The 19,222-nt window shown below is 73.7% G+C and carries 17 protein-coding genes and 1 pseudogene; 11 read left to right on the top strand and 7 right to left on the bottom strand.

Annotated elements, in window-relative coordinates:
- Positions 1 to 7: 7 nt before the first annotated feature.
- A complete protein-coding gene (locus AC07FJ_RS13060) occupies positions 8 to 673 on the bottom strand; it encodes a phosphatase PAP2 family protein (protein WP_479048394.1) in 666 nt (221 codons plus the stop codon).
- 144 nt (positions 674 to 817) lie between these two features.
- Between AC07FJ_RS13060 and AC07FJ_RS13055 the strand changes: the two genes are divergently transcribed.
- On the top strand, positions 818 to 1,672 hold the full coding sequence (locus AC07FJ_RS13055) for a hypothetical protein (RefSeq protein WP_479048393.1): 855 nt from the start codon (positions 818 to 820) through the stop codon (positions 1,670 to 1,672).
- A 72-nt stretch (positions 1,673 to 1,744) separates the two neighbouring features.
- Here the strand turns inward: AC07FJ_RS13055 and disA are convergent, their stop codons facing one another.
- Complete coding sequence (gene disA / locus AC07FJ_RS13050) at positions 1,745 to 2,869, bottom strand: DNA integrity scanning diadenylate cyclase DisA (protein ID WP_479048390.1); 1,125 nt, start codon at positions 2,867 to 2,869, stop codon at positions 1,745 to 1,747.
- 78 nt (positions 2,870 to 2,947) lie between these two features.
- The gene (gene radA, locus AC07FJ_RS13045) at positions 2,948 to 4,360 is read right to left on the bottom strand and encodes a DNA repair protein RadA (RefSeq protein ID WP_361428508.1); all 1,413 of its coding nucleotides are present in this window, start codon (positions 4,358 to 4,360) and stop codon (positions 2,948 to 2,950) included.
- A 189-nt stretch (positions 4,361 to 4,549) separates the two neighbouring features.
- Here radA and AC07FJ_RS13040 point away from each other — a divergent pair.
- Positions 4,550 to 6,301, top strand: a pseudogene (locus tag AC07FJ_RS13040) (BACON domain-containing protein); the annotation flags it as partial.
- A gap of 16 nt (positions 6,302 to 6,317) precedes the next feature.
- Here the strand turns inward: AC07FJ_RS13040 and AC07FJ_RS13035 are convergent.
- Positions 6,318 to 7,133 (bottom strand): DUF3109 family protein, encoded by an 816-nt coding sequence (locus tag AC07FJ_RS13035; protein ID WP_479048387.1) that lies wholly within the window; start codon positions 7,131 to 7,133, stop codon positions 6,318 to 6,320.
- Positions 7,134 to 7,172: 39 nt separating this feature from the next.
- Between AC07FJ_RS13035 and AC07FJ_RS13030 the strand changes: the two genes are divergently transcribed.
- From AC07FJ_RS13030 to ilvD, 4 genes are all read left to right on the top strand, one after another.
- Entirely contained in the window at positions 7,173 to 8,102 is a 930-nt protein-coding gene (locus AC07FJ_RS13030) for a Ppx/GppA family phosphatase (RefSeq protein ID WP_479048385.1), read from the top strand.
- 92 nt (positions 8,103 to 8,194) lie between these two features.
- Positions 8,195 to 9,022: a sugar phosphate isomerase/epimerase family protein gene (locus AC07FJ_RS13025; protein WP_361428502.1), complete on the top strand. Its 828-nt coding sequence runs from the start codon at positions 8,195 to 8,197 to the stop codon at positions 9,020 to 9,022.
- Entirely contained in the window at positions 9,019 to 9,627 is a 609-nt protein-coding gene (locus AC07FJ_RS13020; RefSeq protein WP_479048382.1) for a TetR/AcrR family transcriptional regulator, read from the top strand. The genes AC07FJ_RS13025 and AC07FJ_RS13020 overlap by 4 nt, the downstream gene beginning before the upstream one ends.
- A gap of 102 nt (positions 9,628 to 9,729) precedes the next feature.
- Positions 9,730 to 11,583, top strand: a complete 1,854-nt coding sequence (gene ilvD / locus AC07FJ_RS13015; RefSeq protein ID WP_479048380.1) for a dihydroxy-acid dehydratase — start codon at positions 9,730 to 9,732, stop codon at positions 11,581 to 11,583.
- Positions 11,584 to 11,599: 16 nt separating this feature from the next.
- Here ilvD and AC07FJ_RS13010 read toward each other — a convergent pair whose 3' ends face one another.
- Positions 11,600 to 13,717, bottom strand: coding sequence for a protein kinase domain-containing protein (locus AC07FJ_RS13010; RefSeq protein WP_479048378.1), 2,118 nt, complete (start codon positions 13,715 to 13,717; stop codon positions 11,600 to 11,602).
- Positions 13,718 to 13,878: 161 nt separating this feature from the next.
- Here AC07FJ_RS13010 and AC07FJ_RS13005 point away from each other — a divergent pair, with 161 nt between their 5' ends.
- The 4 genes from AC07FJ_RS13005 (at position 13,879) to AC07FJ_RS12990 (ending at position 16,391) form a co-directional block, all read left to right on the top strand.
- On the top strand, positions 13,879 to 14,205 hold the full coding sequence (locus tag AC07FJ_RS13005) for an SH3 domain-containing protein (protein ID WP_479048375.1): 327 nt from the start codon (positions 13,879 to 13,881) through the stop codon (positions 14,203 to 14,205).
- Between the two features lie 148 nt (positions 14,206 to 14,353).
- Positions 14,354 to 14,833 (top strand): hypothetical protein, encoded by a 480-nt coding sequence (locus tag AC07FJ_RS13000; RefSeq protein WP_479049483.1) that lies wholly within the window; start codon positions 14,354 to 14,356, stop codon positions 14,831 to 14,833.
- 53 nt (positions 14,834 to 14,886) lie between these two features.
- Positions 14,887 to 15,657, top strand: a complete 771-nt coding sequence (locus tag AC07FJ_RS12995) for an ABC transporter ATP-binding protein (protein WP_479048373.1) — start codon at positions 14,887 to 14,889, stop codon at positions 15,655 to 15,657.
- Complete coding sequence (locus tag AC07FJ_RS12990; protein WP_479048370.1) at positions 15,654 to 16,391, top strand: ABC transporter permease; 738 nt, start codon at positions 15,654 to 15,656, stop codon at positions 16,389 to 16,391. Before AC07FJ_RS12995 ends, AC07FJ_RS12990 begins: the two co-directional genes overlap by 4 nt.
- Here AC07FJ_RS12990 and AC07FJ_RS12985 read toward each other — a convergent pair.
- Entirely contained in the window at positions 16,388 to 16,702 is a 315-nt protein-coding gene (locus tag AC07FJ_RS12985) for a hypothetical protein (RefSeq protein WP_361428488.1), read from the bottom strand. The two genes, AC07FJ_RS12990 and AC07FJ_RS12985, sit on opposite strands and share 4 nt — an antisense overlap.
- 169 nt (positions 16,703 to 16,871) lie before the next feature.
- Between AC07FJ_RS12985 and proC the strand changes: the two genes are divergently transcribed.
- Positions 16,872 to 17,681, top strand: coding sequence for a pyrroline-5-carboxylate reductase (gene proC / locus AC07FJ_RS12980; RefSeq protein ID WP_479048367.1), 810 nt, complete (start codon positions 16,872 to 16,874; stop codon positions 17,679 to 17,681).
- A gap of 25 nt (positions 17,682 to 17,706) precedes the next feature.
- Here proC and trpS read toward each other — a convergent pair whose 3' ends face one another.
- A complete protein-coding gene (gene trpS / locus AC07FJ_RS12975; protein ID WP_479048364.1) occupies positions 17,707 to 18,705 on the bottom strand; it encodes a tryptophan--tRNA ligase in 999 nt (332 codons plus the stop codon).
- Between the last annotated feature and the right edge of the window lie 517 nt (positions 18,706 to 19,222).

Genomic DNA, 19,222 nt, shown 5'->3' with positions numbered 1-19,222 from the left:
ACGTTCCTCAGCCGCGGCGGTGCATCGGCTCCCGGCGCCGCCGCGCCACATGCCGTCCGGTCGCGGCCGCGGGGACCACCGGACCGCGCCCCGCCAGCCAGGTCGCGGCGCCCGACCGGCTCGTACGCATCGTGTCGACCAGCGCGCCGGTCGGGCGGGTCAGCAGCTTGACGAAGAGGACGGCGACCAGCGCGCCCAGGACCAGCCCGGCGGCCACGTCGTGCGGGTAGTGCACGCCGACGAAGACCCGCGAGAACGCCATGAGCAGCGCCATCGGCACCGTCAGCCAGGCGATCCCCCGCCAGGCGAGGGCGAGCGCGAGGGCCGCCGCACCCGCGATGGCGGAGTGGTTGCTCGGGAAGGACCAGTCGCCGTACGCCGGGCACTCCACCAGCGAGGCGGCCGCGCCCGCGACCGCGCGGCACGGCCGCTCCTCGTCGATGACCGACTTCAGCAGCTCGCTGACGACGTAGCCGAAGGCCGTGCCGAGCGGCGCGAGGACCGCGAGCGCCATGGCCCGGGAGGCGTCGGGCCGCGCCCGCCACCAGCCGACGATGAACAGCACGCCGAAGAGCAGCAGCCCGGCCTCCGTCCACAGCTCGGCGATGAGGTGTACCCAGCCGGGGGTGGTGTGGGCGAAGTCGGTGATGTCGAGGTAGAGGTCCTGGCTCATGGTTACGGACGGTACCTGGCTGCCGGACGGTCTCACGCGCCGCCGTCCACATCCCCGGCCCTGGAATGTGATCATCAGCAAAACTTGGTGCATGAGCGGCGGGTGGGACGGGAGTTGGCGGCCGATCTCTCGTACAGTTTGCGCGTGGGATCTCTGCGCAATCCGGTCGGGCCGCTTCCCTCCTCCATCTACTGGCGACGGAGGGCAGTCGCGGCGAGCCTGGTCGCGCTGCTCGCGCTGCTGATCGTATGGGTCGTCACCTCGGGTGGGGACGGCGGCGGCAAGGACGGCGGGGGCGACAGCGCCAACGGAGCCACGCCCGCACCCTCCATCACCCCGGGCCCCTCCCAGCCGGGCCCGGCGATCAGCAACCAGCCGGGCGGCCGCGACGAGTCCGGCGCCTCCGGTGACTCCGGCGGCGGCACGGCCCAGGGGGCCGGCGACGACGGCAAGAACGGTGACACGGCGTCAGGCGGCGCCGCCGGTACGGGCACGAGCGCCGGAGCGGGCTCCGGCGGCTCCGCCGGCACGGGCTCCTCGGCCGGTTCCGGCTCCGCCGGCTCCGTCGCGAACCAGGTCCCGGCGGACTCGCCGCTGCCCGACTGCGCCCCCGGCGCCCTGCGATTGACCCTGCGCAGCACGAAGGTGTCGTACGAGCCCGGCGAGAAGCCGCGGTTCGAGCTCGTCGTCCGCAACACCTCGGGCACCACCTGCAAGGCGGACTTCGCGCCCCGCACGGTGGTGCTGACCATCAAGAACAGCGACGCCGACACCGTCTGGTCCTCGAAGGACTGCCCGCGCGGCGCCGGACCGCTGATGCTGCGCGTCCCGGCGGGCGGCAGCGTCACGCACACCGTCGAGTGGGACCGCCTGCGCAGCGCGCCGCAGTGCGCGACGCCCTCCGGGGCGCGGGCCGCCGGAGCCGGGACCTACCTGGTGGAGGCGGCGGTGCCGGGCGCGAAGGTGCTCCCGGCGTCGTTCACCCTCGCCAAGGACTGAGGCCCACGGGCTGAGGCCCAAGGACTGACGCCCCAGGGCGACGCGGCGGACCCGCCCCGGGCCCGCCGCGGACTACACGTACCGCTCGAGGATCGACGACTCGGCGAGCCGCGACAGTCCCTCGCGCACGCTGCGGGCGCGCGCCTCGCCGACGCCGTCGACGGTCTGGAGGTCGTCGACGCTCGCCGCGAGCAGCTTCTGCAGACCGCCGAAGTGCTCCACGAGCCGCTCGATGATCGCGCCGGGCAGCCGCGGCACCTTGGCCAGCAGCCGGTAGCCGCGCGGGGAGACGGCCGAGTCCAGCGCCTCCGGCGAGCCGGTGTACCCGAGGGCACGGGCCACGATCGGCAGCTCCAGCAGCTCCGCGTGGCTCAGCGCGTCCAGCTCGGTGAGGGCCTCGGCGACCGTGCGCGACCGCTTGGCCGTGGGCTCCGGTACGTAGTCGCGGACGACGAGCTCGCGCTCGGGCTCGACGCCCGCGATCAGCTCGTCCAGCTGGAGGGCGAGCAGCCGGCCGTCGGTGCCGAGCTCCACCACGTACTCGGCGATCTCGGTGGCGATCCGGCGGACCATCTCCAGGCGCTGGGCGACGGCCGTGACGTCCCGGACGGTCACCAGGTCCTCGATCTCCAGCGCGGAGAGCGTGCCGGCGACCTCGTCGAGGCGGAGCTTGTACCGCTCCAGGGTCGCGAGGGCCTGGTTGGCGCGCGAGAGGATCGCCGCCGACTCCTCCAGGACGCGGCGCTCACCGTCGACGTACAGCGCGATCAGCCGCATCGACTGCGAGACGGAGATGACGGGGAAGCCGCACTGCTTGCTGACCCGGTCGGCCGTGCGGTGGCGGGTGCCGGTCTCCTCGGTGGGGATCGACGCGTCCGGGACCAGCTGGACACCGGCCCGCAGGATCTTGGTGATGTCCTTGTCGAGGATCAGCGCGCCGTCGAGCTTGCACAGCTCGCGCAGGCGGGTGGCGGTGAACTCCACGTCCAGCACGAACCCGCCCGTGCACATCGACTCGACGGTCTTGTCCATGCCGAGGACGATCAGACCACCGGTGTTGCCGCGGAGGATGCGCTCCAGGCCGTCCCGCAGGGACGTACCGGGAGCGACCGCGCTCAGGGAAGCGCGCATCAGTGCTTCGTTGCCGGAGCCTCCGCCGGACTTTCCGGGTGCTGCTGCCCGGTCGTTGGCTGCCACTGCACTCCTCCGGCTCGTACGGATGGGCGAGACCAGGGCAAAGTCTAGCGACCCCGTCCCCGGGCGGTCCCCGCAGCGCTACGAGGTCGGCTCCTCGGCGGCGGGAGCGGTGGTCCGGCGGCGGGAGCGGGGGAGGACCCGCAGGGCGTCGGACATGTCGGCCACCTCCGTGACCTTCATGCCCGGCGGGACCTTGCCCGGGTCACCGGGCACCAGCGCGTGCGTGAAGCCCAGCCGGTGCGCCTCGGCCAGGCGGCGCTGTACGCCGGTCACGCGGCGGACCTCGCCCGCGAGGCCCACCTCCCCGATGGCCACGAGGTTCTTCGGCAGGGGGGTGTCGCTGGCGGCCGAGGCGAGCGCGAGCGCGATGGCGAGGTCGGCGGCCGGTTCGGACAGCTTCACCCCGCCCACGGTGGCGCTGTAGATGTCCCGCTTGCCGAGGGCGCTGATCCGCCCGCGCTGCTCCAGCACCGCCAGCATCATCGACACCCGCGAGGTCTCCAGGCCCGAGGTGGTGCGCCGGGGGGAGGGGATCTGCGAGTCGACGGTGAGGGCCTGGACCTCGGCGACCAGGGGGCGGCGGCCTTCGAGGGTGACGGTCAGGCACGTGCCCGGCACGGCCTCGGCGCGGCGGGTCAGGAACAGCCCGGAGGGGTCGGCGAGGCCGATGATCCCCTCGTCGTGCAGCTCGAAGCAGCCGACCTCGTCCGTCGCGCCGTACCGGTTCTTGACGCCGCGGACCAGGCGCAGGCGGGCGTGGCGGTCGCCCTCGAAGTGCAGGACGACGTCCACGAGGTGTTCGAGCAGCCGGGGCCCCGCGATGGCACCGTCCTTCGTCACGTGGCCGACGAGGAGCGTGGACATGCCGCGCTCCTTGGAGGCGCGGATCAGCGCGCCGGCGACCTCGCGGACCTGCGCCATGCCGCCCGGGGCGCCGTCGATCTCCGGCGAGGCCACCGTCTGGACGGAGTCGAGGACCAGGAGGGACGGCTTGACGGCGTCCAGGTGCCCGAGGACGGCGGAGAGGTCCGTCTCGGCCGCGAGGTAGAGGTGGTCGTTGAGGGCGTTGATCCGGTCGGCGCGCAGCCGCACCTGGCTCGCGGACTCCTCGCCCGTGACGTAGAGGGTGCGGTGCTCGTCGCTCGCCGCCTTCGCCGCGACGTCGAGGAGGAGCGTGGACTTGCCGACCCCGGGCTCGCCCGCGAGCAGCACGACGGCGCCCGGCACCAGGCCGCCGCCCAGGACGCGGTCCAGCTCGTCCACGCCGGTGGAGCGGGCGGTGGCCTGCCGTCCGTCGACCTGGCCGATGGGCAGCGCGGCGGTGGAGACCCGCCCGGCGGCGGTCGTGCGCACCGCGGGCGTGCCGTACTCCTCCACCGTCCCCCAGGCCTGGCACTCGGGGCAGCGGCCGAGCCATTTGGCGGTCGTCCAGCCGCATTCGGTGCAGCGATAGGAGGGCCTGTCCTTGGTGGATTTCGTACGGGCAGCCATGCGCAAACCGTAGCGGCCCCCACTGACAACGCCCGCCTTCCAGCGGCGCGCGGAGCCGCTGGCATATACCGCGTGTCACGTGGCGGGGGCAAAACGCCCTGTCCTCTTTTGAGGGATACGTTCACCCGTAAGGGTTAAAAGAGCGGAAGCGGTACGAGGAGTGTGCCTTCGCCCGCCTACGGTCGCCGGGTGATGAGCAGCAGGCTGGAGCCCCCCACGTACACCACCGGCGCACACCGGTCGCGGCGCGGTGCGCCGCTGGACGCCGGGGCCGAGGAGCGGACCACCGCCGGAGCCGGCGCCCGGTCCCCGGGCCGGACCCTCGCCCAGCGCCCGCCCGCGCGGTACGAGCCGTACCTGGACGGGCTGTTCACGTACTGCCTCTCCGTGCTGTGCGACCACGACGTGGCCACGGCGGTGCTCGGCGACGTCCTCGCCATCGCCGAGCGGCACTCCGGGCGGCGCCCCGCCGGCGAGACCGAGCGCAAGGCGTGGCTGTACGCGCTCGCCCGCTGGGCCTGCCTGCGCGAGCTCGGCGAGCAGCGCGAGAAGCGCCGCCGGCAGGGCGCGCACACCGGCCGCCCGGCCCCGGCCCACGCCCCCGCCCCCGGGGAGGCGCCGCCGGCCCAGGTCACCGACGAGACCGCCGAGCACCGCCGCCGCGAACTGGCCCTGCTCGCCTGGCCCGAGGCGGCCGGCACCACGCCCCAGCAGCGCGAGGCCCTGGAGCTGGCGGTCCGCCACCAGCTCGGCGCCCGCGAGGTGGCCGCGGTACTCGGCATGGAGCCGCTCGCGGCGCGCGAGCTGCTGTCGGCGGCGGCGTGCGAGGTGGAGCGCACCCGCGCGGCCCTCGCCGTCGTGGAGACCGGTTCCTGTCCGGCCGTCGCCCGGCTCGCCGGCGACCACCAGGTGCTGCTCTCCGCGGCGCTGCGGCGCGAGCTCGTCCGGCACGTCGACGACTGCCCGCGCTGCCGCCGCGCCGCCGAGCGCGCCGGGGCGGGCGGCCCCTGGCCCGGCGCGTCCGTCACCCCCGCGAGGCTCCCGCTGGTCGAGGCGCCGAGGGCGGCGGCGTACGTGGCGATGCTGCACGTCCGGCGGGCGCGCGCGGCCGGGCCCCGGTTCGGCCGCGACGGCTTCCCCCTCGACCCGAAGGACCACGCCGCCCGGCGCGACCGGATGCGGGCGCGGGCGGTGACGACCACCGTGGTCGCCACGGTGGTCGCGGCGCCGGTGCTGGCGCTGTGGGCGGCGTACCGCGGCGCGCCGATGACCGGCGAACCGCGCGACGGGACGGCCATCAGCGCGAGCGAGGCCGACGAGCGGGGCGCCGCCGACGGCGCCCCCGACCCGTCGCAGGACGGGTACAACCGGTACGACCGGTACGCGAACGCGGGCAACGCCCGCAGCGAGCCCGGCGGCCGCGGCGCGGTCTCCGTCGAGGTGATCAGCACGGGCACGCCGGCCCCGCCCGCGAGACCCGGCCGCCCGGCCCCCGGGCGCATCACGGTCACCGCTCAGCCGGCCAGCGACGACACGACGATGCTCACGCTCACGGCGTCCGGCGGCGAGCCGGTCACCTGGTCGCTGTGGACGGACGCGCCCTGGCTGTACGCGAGCCGCTCCACCGGCACGCTCTCACCGGGCCAGTCCCTCGCGGTGTACGTCTCCGTCGACCACGCCCGCGAGCCGTCCGGCCCCTGGACCGCGCGGGTGGGCGTGGACCCGGCGGGCGCGATCGTCGAACTCGACGGCGAGGGCACGCCCCGGCCGCCGGCTCAGGACCCGACGCCGACGCCGCCGCCCACCCCGCCGGCCTCGACCCCGCCGCCGTCCCCGGACCCGAGCCCGACGCCGTCCGCACCCTCTTCCCCGCCACCGGACCCGGCCCCCTCGGACACCGCCTCACCGTCGGAGCCCCCGTCGACGGAAGCGCCGCCACCGTGAGGAACGCCGGGGATCAGGGCCGCGGATCCGCCGGGTGCGGCGCGACCAGCGGCAGCTGGGAGGAGAGCCGCGCCTCGCACAGCTCCACCAGCACGTCGTACGCCGCCTTGCCCATCAGCTCCGTCAGCTCCGGCCGGTACGTCACGTACACCGGTTCGCCCGCCCCGTGCGCCGACGTCGCCGAGGTGCACCACCAGTGCAGGTCGTGGCCCCCGGGGCCCCAGCCCCGGCGGTCGTACTCGCCGATCGAGATCTGCAGGACCCGCGTGTCGTCGGGGCGGTCGATCCAGTCGTACGTACGCCGGACCGGCAGCTGCCAGCAGACGTCCGGCTTGGTCTCCAGCGGCTCGCGCCCCTCCCGCAGCGCCAGGATGTGCAGGGCGCAGCCCATGCCGCCCGCGAAGCCGGGGCGGTTCTGGAAGATGCAGGAGCCCTCCCAGCGGCGGGTCTGCCGCTCGCCGTCCTCGTCGAGCTGCGTCCAGCCCGACTCCGTACCGACGTCGTGGAACTGCCACAGCTCCGGTGTGAGACGTTCCACATGGCCGGCCACCCGCTGCTCGTCCTCCTCGTCCGAGAAGTGCGCGCCCAGCGTGCAGCAGCCGTCGTCCGCGCGCCCGGCCTGGATGCCCTGGCAGCCGCTGCCGAAGACACAGGTCCAGCGCGAGGTGAGCCAGGTCAGGTCGCAGCGGAAGACCTGCTCGTCGTCGGCGGGGTCCGGGAACTCCACCCAGGCGCGGGGAAAGTCCAGCCCCTTCTCGTCCCCGGCCACCGGCAGGGCCGGTACGGGGGGAGCGGGCTTCGCCTTCTTCGCCTTCTTCGTCTTTGGCACACACCAAGCGTATGCGCCGCGCGCAGTAGCGTTCCTTCCATGAGACTCGGAGTCCTCGACGTCGGTTCGAACACGGTGCACCTGCTGGTCATGGACGCGCACCCCGGCGCCCGCCCCCTTCCCGCCCACTCGCACAAGGCGGATCTGCGCCTCGCGGAACTGCTCGACGCCGACGGCGCGATCGGCCCCGAGGGCATCCAGCGCCTGGTCACCATCACCGCCGACGCCGTGCACACCGCCGAGGACAAGGGCTGCGAGGACGTCCTCCCCTTCGCGACCTCCGCGATCCGCGACGCGTCCAACGCCGACGAGGTCCTCAAGCGGGTCCGCGAGGAGACCGGCGTCGAACTGACGGTCCTGACCGGCGAGGAGGAGGCCCGCCTCACCTTCCTCGCCGCCCGCCGCTGGTTCGGCTGGTCCGCCGGGAAGCTGCTGCTGCTCGACATCGGCGGCGGCTCGCTGGAGATCGCGTACGGCATGGACGAGGAGCCCGACGCGGCCGTCTCCCTCCCGCTGGGCGCCGGACGGCTCACCGCCGGCTGGCTCCCCGGCGACCCGCCGGACCCCGACGACGTGAAGGCGCTGCGCCGCCACGTCCGCACGGAGATAGCCCGCACGGTCGGCGAGATCGCCCGCTTCGGTCCGCCGGACCACGTCGTGGCGACGTCGAAGACGTTCAAGCAGCTGGCCCGGCTCGCCGGTGCGCCCGGCTCCGGCGAGGGCCTGTACGCGCAGCGCGTGCTGTCCCGTACGTCACTGCAGGAGTGGGTCCCCAAGCTCGCCGCCATGACCGCCGTGCAGCGCTGCGCCCTGCCGGGCGTGTCCGAGGGCCGGGCCCGCCAGCTGCTGGCCGGGGCGCTGGTCGCGGAGGGCGCGATGGACCTCTTCGGCGTCGAGGAGCTGGAGATCTGCCCGTGGGCGCTGCGCGAAGGCGTGATCCTGCGCCGCCTCGACCATCTCCCGACCTAGGGCCTGGCTTCCGGATCAGGCCGGGCCCGCCCTCCGGGCGGACGTCCCTACTCCGCGGACGCTCCCCATCCGCGCCCCGTACCCTGTCACTCGTGGCAGATCCGTCGGAGACAGTGGTGCGCATCCCGGAGGCGAAGGTCGCGCTCTCGACGGCCTCGGTGTATCCCGAGTCGACGGCGACGGCCTTCGAGGTCGCCGCGCGCCTGGGGTACGACGGCGTCGAGATCATGGTGTGGACCGACCCGGTCAGCCAGGACATCGAGGCGCTGCGCCGGCTCTCGGACTACCACCAGGTGCCGATCCTCGCCGTCCACGCGCCGTGTCTGCTCATCACCCAGCGGGTCTGGTCCACCGACCCGTGGGTGAAGCTCCAGCGCGCCCAGGCGGCGGCCGAGAAGCTCGGCGCGTCGACCGTGGTCGTCCACCCGCCGTTCCGCTGGCAGCGCCAGTACGCCCGTGACTTCGTCAGCGGCATCTGGCGGATGGCGAACGAGACCGACGTGCGCTTCGCCGTCGAGAACATGTACCCGTGGCGCTACCGGGACCGCGAGATGCTCGCGTACGCGCCCGAGTGGGACGTCACCAAGGACGACTACCGCCACTACACCGTCGACCTCTCGCACACCGCCACCGCCCGCGTGGAGGCGATGGACATGGTGGCCCGCATGGGCGACCGCCTCGGGCACGTGCACCTGGCCGACGGGCGCGGTTCGGCGAAGGACGAGCACCTGGTGCCGGGGCGCGGCACGCAGCCGTGCGCCGAGCTGCTGGAGTACCTGGCCCGGTCCGGCTTCGACGGCCACGTCGTCATCGAGGTCAACACGCGGCGCGCGATGTCCGCCGCCGAACGCGAGGCCGACCTGGCGGAGGCCCTCGCCTTCACCCGGCTCCACCTGGCCTCCTCCGCGCGCACCTCATGACGGAGCGGCCCAGGCGGCGCGGGCGCCCGCCGCGGGACGCCGCCGCCGAGGGACCCGGCGCCCGCGAGCGCATCCTCGAAGCCGCGCGCGCCGAGTTCGCCGCCCGCGGGTACGACAAGACGTCGGTACGCGGCATCGCCAGGACGGCGGGCGTGGACCCGGCCCTCGTCCACCACTACTTCGGTACGAAGGACGACGTCTTCGCCGCCGCCATCGAGATCTCCTTCGAGCCCGCCCTGGTCGTCCCGGCCGTGCTCGGCGCGGGCCCCGAAGGCGTCGGCGAACGCCTCGCCCGCACCTTCCTCGGCGTCTGGGAGAACCCCGCGACCCGCGCGCCCCTCCTCGCGATCCTCCGCTCCGCGCTGACGCACGAGGCCGCCGCCACCGTGCTGCGCGGCTTCGTCCTGCGGCGGCTCCTGGAGCGGGTGGCCGGGGAGCTGCGCGTACCGGACCCGAAGCTCCGGGCCGAGCTGGCGGCCTCCCACATGATCGGGATCGCGATCCTGCGGTACGTCGTCCGCGTCGAGCCGCTCGCCTCGGCGGACCCCGAGCAGATCGTGGCCATGGTGGCGCCCGCGCTCCAGCGGTACCTGACCGAGGCGTGAGCCGGCCGTCCCACTACCCGGACGGCATGTCCAGATCTTGGAGCCACCGCGTACGCTCGAAGAAGACACCTCTTTGTCCTCTTCGTTAAGGAGCGAGCGACGATGCCCGAGCTGAGGTCCCGCACCGTCACCCACGGCCGCAACATGGCGGGCGCCCGCGCCCTGATGCGCGCCTCCGGTGTACCCGGTGCGGACATCGGTCGGAAGCCGATCATCGCGGTCGCCAACTCCTTCACGGAGTTCGTGCCCGGCCACACCCACCTCCAGCCGGTCGGCCGGATCGTCTCCGAGGCGATCACGCAGGCGGGCGGCATCGCGCGCGAGTTCAACACGATCGCCGTCGACGACGGCATCGCCATGGGCCACGGCGGCATGCTCTACTCGCTGCCGTCCCGCGACCTGATCGCGGACAGCGTCGAGTACATGGTCGAGGCGCACTGCGCCGACGCCCTGATCTGCATCTCCAACTGCGACAAGATCACCCCGGGCATGCTGATGGCCGCCCTGCGCCTCAACATCCCGACCGTCTTCGTCTCCGGCGGCCCGATGGAGGCCGGCAAGGCCACGCTGGTCGACGGCACGGTCCGCACGCTCGACCTGGTCGACGCCATCTCGGACGCCGCCAACGACAAGATCTCCGATGCCGACATCCTCCGCATCGAGGAGAACGCCTGCCCGACCTGCGGATCCTGTTCCGGCATGTTCACCGCCAACTCGATGAACTGCCTGACCGAGGCCATCGGCCTCTCCCTCCCCGGCAACGGCTCCACCCTGGCCACCCACACGGCCCGCCGCGCCCTGTACGAGAACGCCGCCCGCACGGTCGTCGAGCTGACCGACCGGTACTACGCCCAGGGCGACGAGTCGGTCCTGCCGCGCAACATCGCCACCGTCGCGGCCTTCGAGAACGCCATGGCCCTCGACATCGCCATGGGCGGCTCCACCAACACGATCCTGCACCTGCTGGCCGCCGCCCAGGAGGCGGGCGTCCCCTTCGGCCTGGAGGAGATGGACGCCGTCTCGCGCCGCGTCCCGTGCCTGGCCAAGGTCGCGCCCAACGTCGGCAAGAACCGCACGTACTACATGGAGGACGTGCACCGCGCCGGCGGCATCCCCGCCCTCCTCGGCGAGCTGCACCGCGCCGGGCTGCTCAACGAGGACGTGCACTCCGTCCACAGCCCCTCCCTCGCCGACTGGCTCAAGACCTGGGACGTGCGCGGCGGCTCCCCGTCGCCCGAGGCCGTCGAGCTGTGGCACGCCGCCCCCGGCTGCCGCCGCTCCGCCGAGGCGTTCTCGCAGTCGGAGCGGTGGGACTCCCTCGACACGGACGCCGCCGAGGGCTGTATCCGCTCCGCCGAGCACGCGTACTCCAAGGACGGCGGTCTGGCCGTCCTCCGGGGCAACCTCGCCGTGGACGGGTGCGTCGTGAAGACCGCCGGCGTCGACGAGTCGATCTGGACCTTCGAGGGCCCGGCCGTCGTCTGCGAGTCGCAGGAGGAGGCCGTCGAGAAGATCCTCAACAAGCAGGTCAAGGAAGGCGACGTCGTCGTCATCCGCTACGAGGGCCCCAAGGGCGGCCCCGGCATGCAGGAGATGCTCTACCCGACGTCCTTCCTCAAGGGCCGCGGCCTGGGCAAGACCTGCGCCCTGGTCACCGACGGCCGCTTCTCGGGCGGCACCTCCGGCCTGTCGATCGGCCACGCCTCGCCCGAGGCGGCGAGCGGCGGCACGATCGCCCTCGTCGAGGACGGCGACCGGATCCGCATCGACATCCCGAACCGCGGCATCGAGCTGCTCGTCGACGACGCCACGCTGGCCGCCCGCCGCGAGGCGCTGGGCGGCGTGTACGCGCCGAAGAACCGCGAGCGGAAGGTGTCGGCGGCGCTGCGCGCGTACGCCGCGATGGCGACCAGCGCCGACAAGGGCGCGGTGCGCGACGTCACCAAGCTCGGCTGATCGCCGGAGCCGAGCCTCACCAGCGGGTCGGGTCCTTCGCCGCCACGGCGAAGACCGACCCGTCCGGCGCGGTCGCCACGACCGCGCCGCCGTCGGCGGTGACGAGCGGCGCGGGCAGGGAGGCGGCGTAGCCGAGCCTCCCGCCGCGCAGCCTCGGCCCGGTCTGGCCCAGCACCGCCGCGCGCGCCGTGTCGACGGCCAGCAGCCTGCCGTCGGCCGCCGTGAAGTACAGCCGCTCGCCGCGGGCGGCCACCACGGGCCGGGACACCCGGCCGGTGGAGGTCTCCAGCTGCCACAGCTCCTTCGCCGCCTTCGTGTCGACGGCGACGAGCGTGCCGTTGCGCGCCAGCAGGTACGCCCGGTCCCCGTCCACCGCGACCCGCGGCTCCGCCATGGGGAACGGCAGCGGTACGCGGTGGACGGCGCGCCCCTCCGGCTCGTACCGCACCAGCGCGTCCGTCTGCGAGTCGCGGTCCCGCGACGTCAGGTGCAGTACCCCGCCGGACGTCGTGCCCACGGGTGTCAGGTGCCCGTCCAGCCGCCGCTGCCACACCACGGTGCCGTCCCCCGGCCGTACCGCGCTGACGAGGGTGCTCGCCCCCGACCCCGCGACCTCGAAGGCGTACACCAGCCCCGTCTCCGCGCTGTACGGGCCGAAGCGCGGCTGGTCGTGACCGCGCAGCGCGTGCTGCCAGCGCGTGCGCCCCGTCGCCCCGTCGACGCCCGTGACCCTGCCGGAGGGCGCCGTGAGCAGCACGGTGTCCCCGGCGTGGTGGACGCCGCCGCCGTACGCCGAGAGGTCGGTGCTCCAGGCGGGTGTGCCGTCGTCGGCCGCGTACGTATGGAGAGTGCCGTCCGCGACGGTGTGCACCAGGCCCCCGGACACGACGGGCTCGGACGCCTCGCCGTCCACCGCCGCCGTCTTCCGCGACCAGACGACCCGCCCGTCGCGCGGGTCGAGCCGGGCGAGGCCGCTGCCGGACGCCGCGCAGTACAGGGCGCCGTCCGCGTACGCGCACACGGGCGCCGCGTCACCACCGGACGTGCCCAGCGGCGTGCGCCACGGCGAGAAGGAGGCCACCGCCCCGGCGGCCCCGGCCGTCCGCGGCGCCGGGCTCTCTCCCCTACCGACGCTCAGGCCCCACACCGTGCCGCCGCCGCCCGCGGCGAGCGCCACGAGGGCGGCCGCGGCCAGGGGCCACCGGGCGCGCCGGCGACGCACCGGGGCGGTCGGAACAGGTTCATCCGGAACGGGTTCCGCTGAAACCAGCTCCGCTGAAACCGGCTCCGTGAACGCCGTCTCCCGGCGGCGCTGCGCCGGTATGAACGCGGTCGCCTCGTACGACGGCGGCCGCAGCTCCGCCATGATCTCGTCCGGCGTCGGGCGGTCGGCCGGCTCCTTGGCCAGGCAGCGGCCCACGAGCGGCACGAGCTCGGCGGGCACCCCGCTCAGGTCCGGCTCGTCGTGGACCACCTGGTACGCCACGATGTACGGGCTGCCGTCGTCGAACGGCCCCTGCCCGGTCGCCGCGTGCACCAGGACCGAACCGAGCGCGAACACGTCCGCCGCCGGGCCCACCTCCCGGGGCCGCTGGAACTGCTCGGGCGCCATGTACGGCGGCGAACCGATCAGCTTGCCGGTCTCCGTGCGCAGGTCACTGTCCACGGGCCGCGAGATGCCGAAGTCGATGACGCGGGGGCCGGTGTCGGTGAGCAGGACGTTGCCGGGCTTGAGGTCGCGGTGCACGACACCGGCGCGGTGGATGTCGCGCAGCGCCTCCGCGAGACCGGCGGTCAGCCGGCGCAGCTCGGCGGGGGCCAGCGGGCCGTTGCGCTTCACCTGGTCGGCGAGCGTGGGACCCGGCACGTACAGGGTGGCCATCCACGGCCGCTCGGCGTCCGGGTCGGCGTCCACGACCGGCGCCGTGAAGGCCCCGCTCACCCTGCGGGCTGCGGCCACCTCCTGCCGGAAGCGGGCGCGGAACTCCGGGTCGGCGGCGTACTGCTCGTGGACCACCTTCACCGCGAGGCGCAGTCCGGAAGCCGATCGGGCGAGGTGTACGACGCCCATCCCGCCCGCTCCGAGCCGTGCCTCCAGGCGGTACTGACCGGCGTATCCCGGCACCGGCGGCATCGCCCACCCCCGTGGTCCCCGTCGATTTTCGGTCGCGCGTGCGACGCTCGGAGCCTAGTCGATGGTGCGTCCGATGTCGGTGGGGCTTGCTAGCCTGCGCGTCGCACACAGTGAAGCCCGGCGCACCGCCGGCTCACCACAACGGGGGAGGGCCACAGCCCATGGAAGACACCACTACGACCGCCCAGACCACCACGGCCACCGGGGAGGCGGACACCGCGGCGTTCGCCGCCGCCGACGTCGTCCGCTACCCGGTCGCGCCCGGCCACCGGGTCAACGTCCGGTCCGGCCCGGGCACCCAGTACCGCATCGTCCGGACCCTCCCGTACGACGTGCGGGTCCCGGTCTACTGCCAGAAGCCCGGCGAGCGCATCACCGGCCCGTACGGCACCACGGCCCTCTGGGACAACATCGCGGACGGCGAGTTCGTCTCCGACGCGTACGTGAAGACGGGCACCGACGGGTACGTCGCACCGCGCTGCTCCTGACCGCCTCACCCGTCGCCACGCCGCTCCGGCGATAATCGGGCTTGTGAGCGACGACCAGACGGACAAGGCCGACCAGTCAGGCAAGACGGGCAAGACGGCGGACACGACGACCGGCACCGGCACTGGCACCGGCACCGGCACGGGCACCATCGCCGGGCCGCGGCCCGAGTCCCTCCGTTTCTTCGGCACCACCTGGGTCGATCACGACGGCGGGTACGGGCTGCGGCGCGCCGGTGTCGCCGCCGGCTCGCTCGCGGCCGCCGTCGCGGGCGCCCTCGTCCTCCGCTTCGCCTACCAGGGCCTGGCCATCGCCGACGTCGGCGGCTTCGTCAACACCCTGGTCGTCGCCATGTTCGCCGTCTGCACCGCCATCGCGTTCAGCAGGACGTGGCAGGGCTTCACGCGCCGCCCCGCCGACCCCTCCCGCGAGGACGCGCTCCGCAGCCTGAAGGCCATCGGCTTCATCGGCTCCCTCCTCGCCTACTTCGTCCGCTCCCTCACCGAGGCGCCCGGCGAGAAGCTGCTGCGCGCCGAGTACGAGACGGCCCGCGCCCAGTACGAGAAGCGCCGCGCCAGCCGCGCCACCCGCGCCGGCAACCCGGCCGCCCGCAAGCGGAAGCGGAAGTAGCACAGCACCGGCTGCCCTTGACGCGCCCTCCCGCGCGCGCAACTATTCATCACATGGTGAATAACCACTCCGGTGCTGCCGTCCAAGCCCGTGGCCTCACCGTCGTACGCGGCCCCCGCACCGTCCTCCGCGACCTCGACTTCGCCGTGCCGCCCGGCCGGATCACCGGCCTCCTCGGCCCCTCGGGGTGCGGCAAGTCCACCCTCATGCGGGCCATCGTCGGCACCCAGGCCAAGGTCACCGGCACGCTGACCGTCCTCGGCCGCCCCGCCGGCGACCCCGCCCTCCGCGCCCGCGTCGGCTACGTCACCCAGGCCCCTTCCGTCTACGACGACCTCACCGTCCGCCAGAACCTCGACTACTTCGCCGCCGTCCTCCGGCCGGGCCGCACCCACCGCGACACCCGCGCCGCCTCCGTCACCCGCGCGCTCGCCGACGTGGACCTCACCTCACACGCCGACGCCCTCGCCGGCCGGCTCTCCGGCGGCCAGCGCAGCCGCGTCTCGCTCGCCGTCGCCCTCCTCGGCACCCCCGACCTGCTCGTCCTCGACGAACCGACCGTCGGCCTCGACCCCGTCCTCCGCCGCGACCTGTGGCGGCTCTTCCACCGCATCGCCGCCGAGCGGGGCACCACGATCCTCGTCTCCTCCCACGTCATGGACGAGGCGGAACGCTGCCACCGCCTGCTCCTCCTGCGCGACGGCGAACTGCTGGCCGACGACACCCCCGACGCCCTGCGCCACCGCCACGACACCCCGACCGTCGAGGAGGCCTTCCTCCGCCTCGTCGACGCGGCCACCGCCCGCCAGGAGGCCCCGCGATGAACGGCTCCCGCACCCTCGCCACCGCCGCCCGCGTCCTGCGCCAGCTACGCCACGACCCGCGCTCCCTCGCCCTGATGCTGCTCGTCCCGTGCGTGATGCTCGTCCTGCTCCGGTACGTCTTCGACGGCAGCCCCCGCACCTTCGACTCCCTCGGCGCCTCGCTGCTGGGCATCTTCCCGCTGATCACGATGTTCCTGGTGACCTCCATCGCCACCCTGCGCGAACGCACCTCCGGCACCCTGGAGCGCCTCCTCGCCCTGCCGCTCGGCAAGGCGGACCTCATCGCCGGCTACGCCCTCGCCTTCGGCCTGCTCGCCGTCGTCCAGTCGGCCCTCGCCACCGGCCTCGCGCTCTGGCTCCTCGGCCTCGACGTCGTCGGCTCCCCCTGGCTCCTGCTCCTGGTCGCTCTCCTCGACGCCCTGCTGGGGACCGCGCTCGGCCTGTTCGTCTCGGCGTTCGCCGCCTCCGAATTCCAGGCCGTCCAGTTCATGCCGGCCGTGATCTTCCCGCAGCTCCTGCTCTGCGGTCTGTTCACCCCCCGCGACCGCATGCAGCCCGCCCTGGAGACGCTCTCGAACCTGCTCCCCATGTCGTACGCCGTCGACGGCATGGCCCAGGTCCTCCGCCACACCGACATGACCGCCGACTTCGTACGCGACGCGCTGGTCGTCGCCGCCTGCGCCCTCCTCGTCCTCACCCTCGGCGCCGCCACCCTCCGCCGCCGCACCGCTTAGGGGGCGGACGGCGACGGCGCCCGGTGGGGAGCCGGGTGCGGGGGCCGCGGCGTCACGGGAGGCGCATGAGGAGTGGCCGTACGGGTCGGTGGAGGCGGCGGCGGGGAATGCGGCGCGGGCTGCGAGCCCACCGCCGCCGCGCCCAGCACCGCCACCGTGACCAGCCCGGCCCCCACCGCGCGCCGGTGTCTCGCCCGCACCTCGTGCGGCCGCCGCACCTCACCACCCGTACGGCCCAGATCCCGCAGTACGAACCGCAGTTCGCCCCGCTCGCCGTCCTCCGGCACGCCACCCGACAGGTCTCCGGACACGACCGTCCTCCTTCCCGCCCACCAGCCGCCCGGTAGGACCGCCACCGCGATCATTCGGTTCCGACCGGCCCGGGCGCCGCCGCCGTACCGCTCCTCGGACACCCCACCCGCCACACCGCTCCTGGTGCGAGGATGGCCCCACGTACTCCCCGGCGAGGTGAACAGAGCCATGACCCAGACAGTCGCAGTCCTCGGCACCGGCAAGATCGGTGAAGCCCTGCTCAGTGGCATGATCCGCGCCGGCTGGCCGGTCGAGCACCTCCTCGTCACCGCCCGCCGCACCGAACGCGCCGAGGAGCTGCGCACCCGCTACGGAGTCGAGCCGGTCGGCAACGCCGACGCCGCCAAGCGTGCCGACACCCTCATCCTCGCCGTCAAGCCCCAGGACATGGGCAAGCTCCTCGACGAGCTCGCCCCCCACATCGCCCCCGACCGCCTGGTCATCAGCGCCGCCGCCGGCATCACCACCACCTTCATCGAGGAACGCCTCGCCGCCGACACCCCCGTCGTCCGCGTCATGCCCAACACCCCCGTCCTCGTCGACGAAGGCATGTCCGTGATCTCGGCCGGCAGCCACGCCACCCAAGACCACCTGGTCCACGCCGAGGAGATCTTCGGCGGCGTCGGCAAGACCCTCCGCGTCCCCGAGACCCAGCAGGACGCCGCCACCGCCCTCTCCGGCTCCGGCCCGGCGTACTTCTACTACCTGGTCGAGGCCATGACCGACGCCGGCATCCTGCTGGGTCTGCCCCGCGCCCAGGCTCACGACCTCATCGTCCAGGCCGCCATCGGTGCCGCCGTGATGCTCCGCGACAGCGGCGAGCACCCGGTCAAGCTCCGCGAGGCCGTCACCTCCCCCGCGGGCACCACGATCAGCGCCATCCGCGAACTCGAGAACCACGGCGTACGCGCCGCCCTGATCGCGGCCCTGGAGGCGGCCCGCGACCGCAGCCGCGAGCTCGCCTCCGGCAACGGCTGAGTCCGCCGAAGCCCGGGCGGCCCCGTCAACCGGCGGGCAGCAGCCCGATCGCCCGATAGGCCCGGTCCACCACCGGCCTCGCGATCGCCCGGGCCCGCTCAGCCCCCTCCCTCAGGACCCCCTCCACATATCCGGGATCGGCCACCAGCTCCGCGTGCCGCTGCCGCAGCGGTCGCAGGATCTCCACGACCGCCTCGGCCGTGTCCTTCTTGAGCGCCCCGTACGACGTGTACGCACCGGCCAGCGCCTCCGGGTCCCCACCGGTGCACGCCGCCAGCACATCGAGCAGGTTCGCCAGTCCCGGCTTGGCGTCCCGGTCGTACGCGACGTCCTGACCGCCGTCGGTCACGGCCCGCATGACCTTCCGCCGCACCACCTCCGGCTCATCGAGCAGATAGACGGTCCCGGCCGCGTTCCCGCGTGACTTCCCCATCTTGGACGTCGGGTCCTGAAGGTCCCGCACCCGAGCCGCGACCTGCGGCAGGACCGCCTTCGGCACGGTGAACGTATGCCCGTACCGCTGGTTGAACCGCACGGCCAGATCCCTGGTGAGCTCCACATGCTGCGCCTGGTCGTCACCCACCGGCACTTCGTCGGTCCCGTACGCGAGGATGTCGGCCGCCATGAGCACCGGGTACGTCAGCAGCGACACCCGCACGCTCTGTCCGGCCGCCCGCGCCAGCGCCCCCTTCTCCTTGTACTGGATCATGCGCCGCAGCTCGCCGTCCGAAGCCGTGCACTCCAGCAGGTACGACAGACGAGCGTGCTCGTCCACATGACTCTGTACGAAGAGGACGCACCGCTGGGGGTCGAGCCCGGCGGCCAGCAGGAGCGACGCCGTCTGCCGACTGAGCCGCCGTACCCGTGCCGGGTCGTGCTCGACGGTCAGCGCGTGCAGGTCCACCACGCTGAACAGGGCCTCCGCCCGGTGCTGATCCACCTCGACCCACCGTCGCACGGCGCCGAGGTAGTTGCCCAGCGTCAGGTGGCCCGTCGGCTGGATGCCGCTGAAGATCCGCGTCATCGCGTTCTCCCCTTCTCTTCCTCGATGGAGGCCGCCACCACCTGCGGCCGACCCCCACCGGGAGGGAGAAACGCGAACGGCCGCCGAGGCGGCGGCCGTTGAGTGCACGCGTGTGTGCCGGCCGCCGTCAGGCGGCCCACCACTGGAGGTTGCACACGCGCGTTGTCATGCCTCCAGGCTACCCAGGCGGCCGCGGGTTGACATGGATTTGCTGGATCCGTAGTGTTCTCCGAGTTGTCCGACGTGAGCGCCGACCCCGGTCGGTCCCCGGACAGCCATTCCGCAAGAACCACTCCAGGCGAGCGACGCCGTACCCACGTCGTCGTTTCGTTTTCTCGTGCGCTTTTGCGAAATGAAGGATCCGCGTTCGAATGAGCGCAGCCCGATTAGCGTCGGGCCAACGGATTCGCTAAAGTCTCACTCGTCGGAACGGCCCAACGGGTCGGGAAGACAAGCCCGCTGACTGGGAATCAGGCCCGAAAGGATCTGATAGAGTCGGAACCGCCGGAAAGGGAAA

The organism is Streptomyces sp. NPDC045998 (assembly GCF_056430285.1).
The sequence above is the reverse complement of the archived record's forward strand: the minus strand, read 5'-3'. Positions and strand labels throughout refer to the sequence as shown.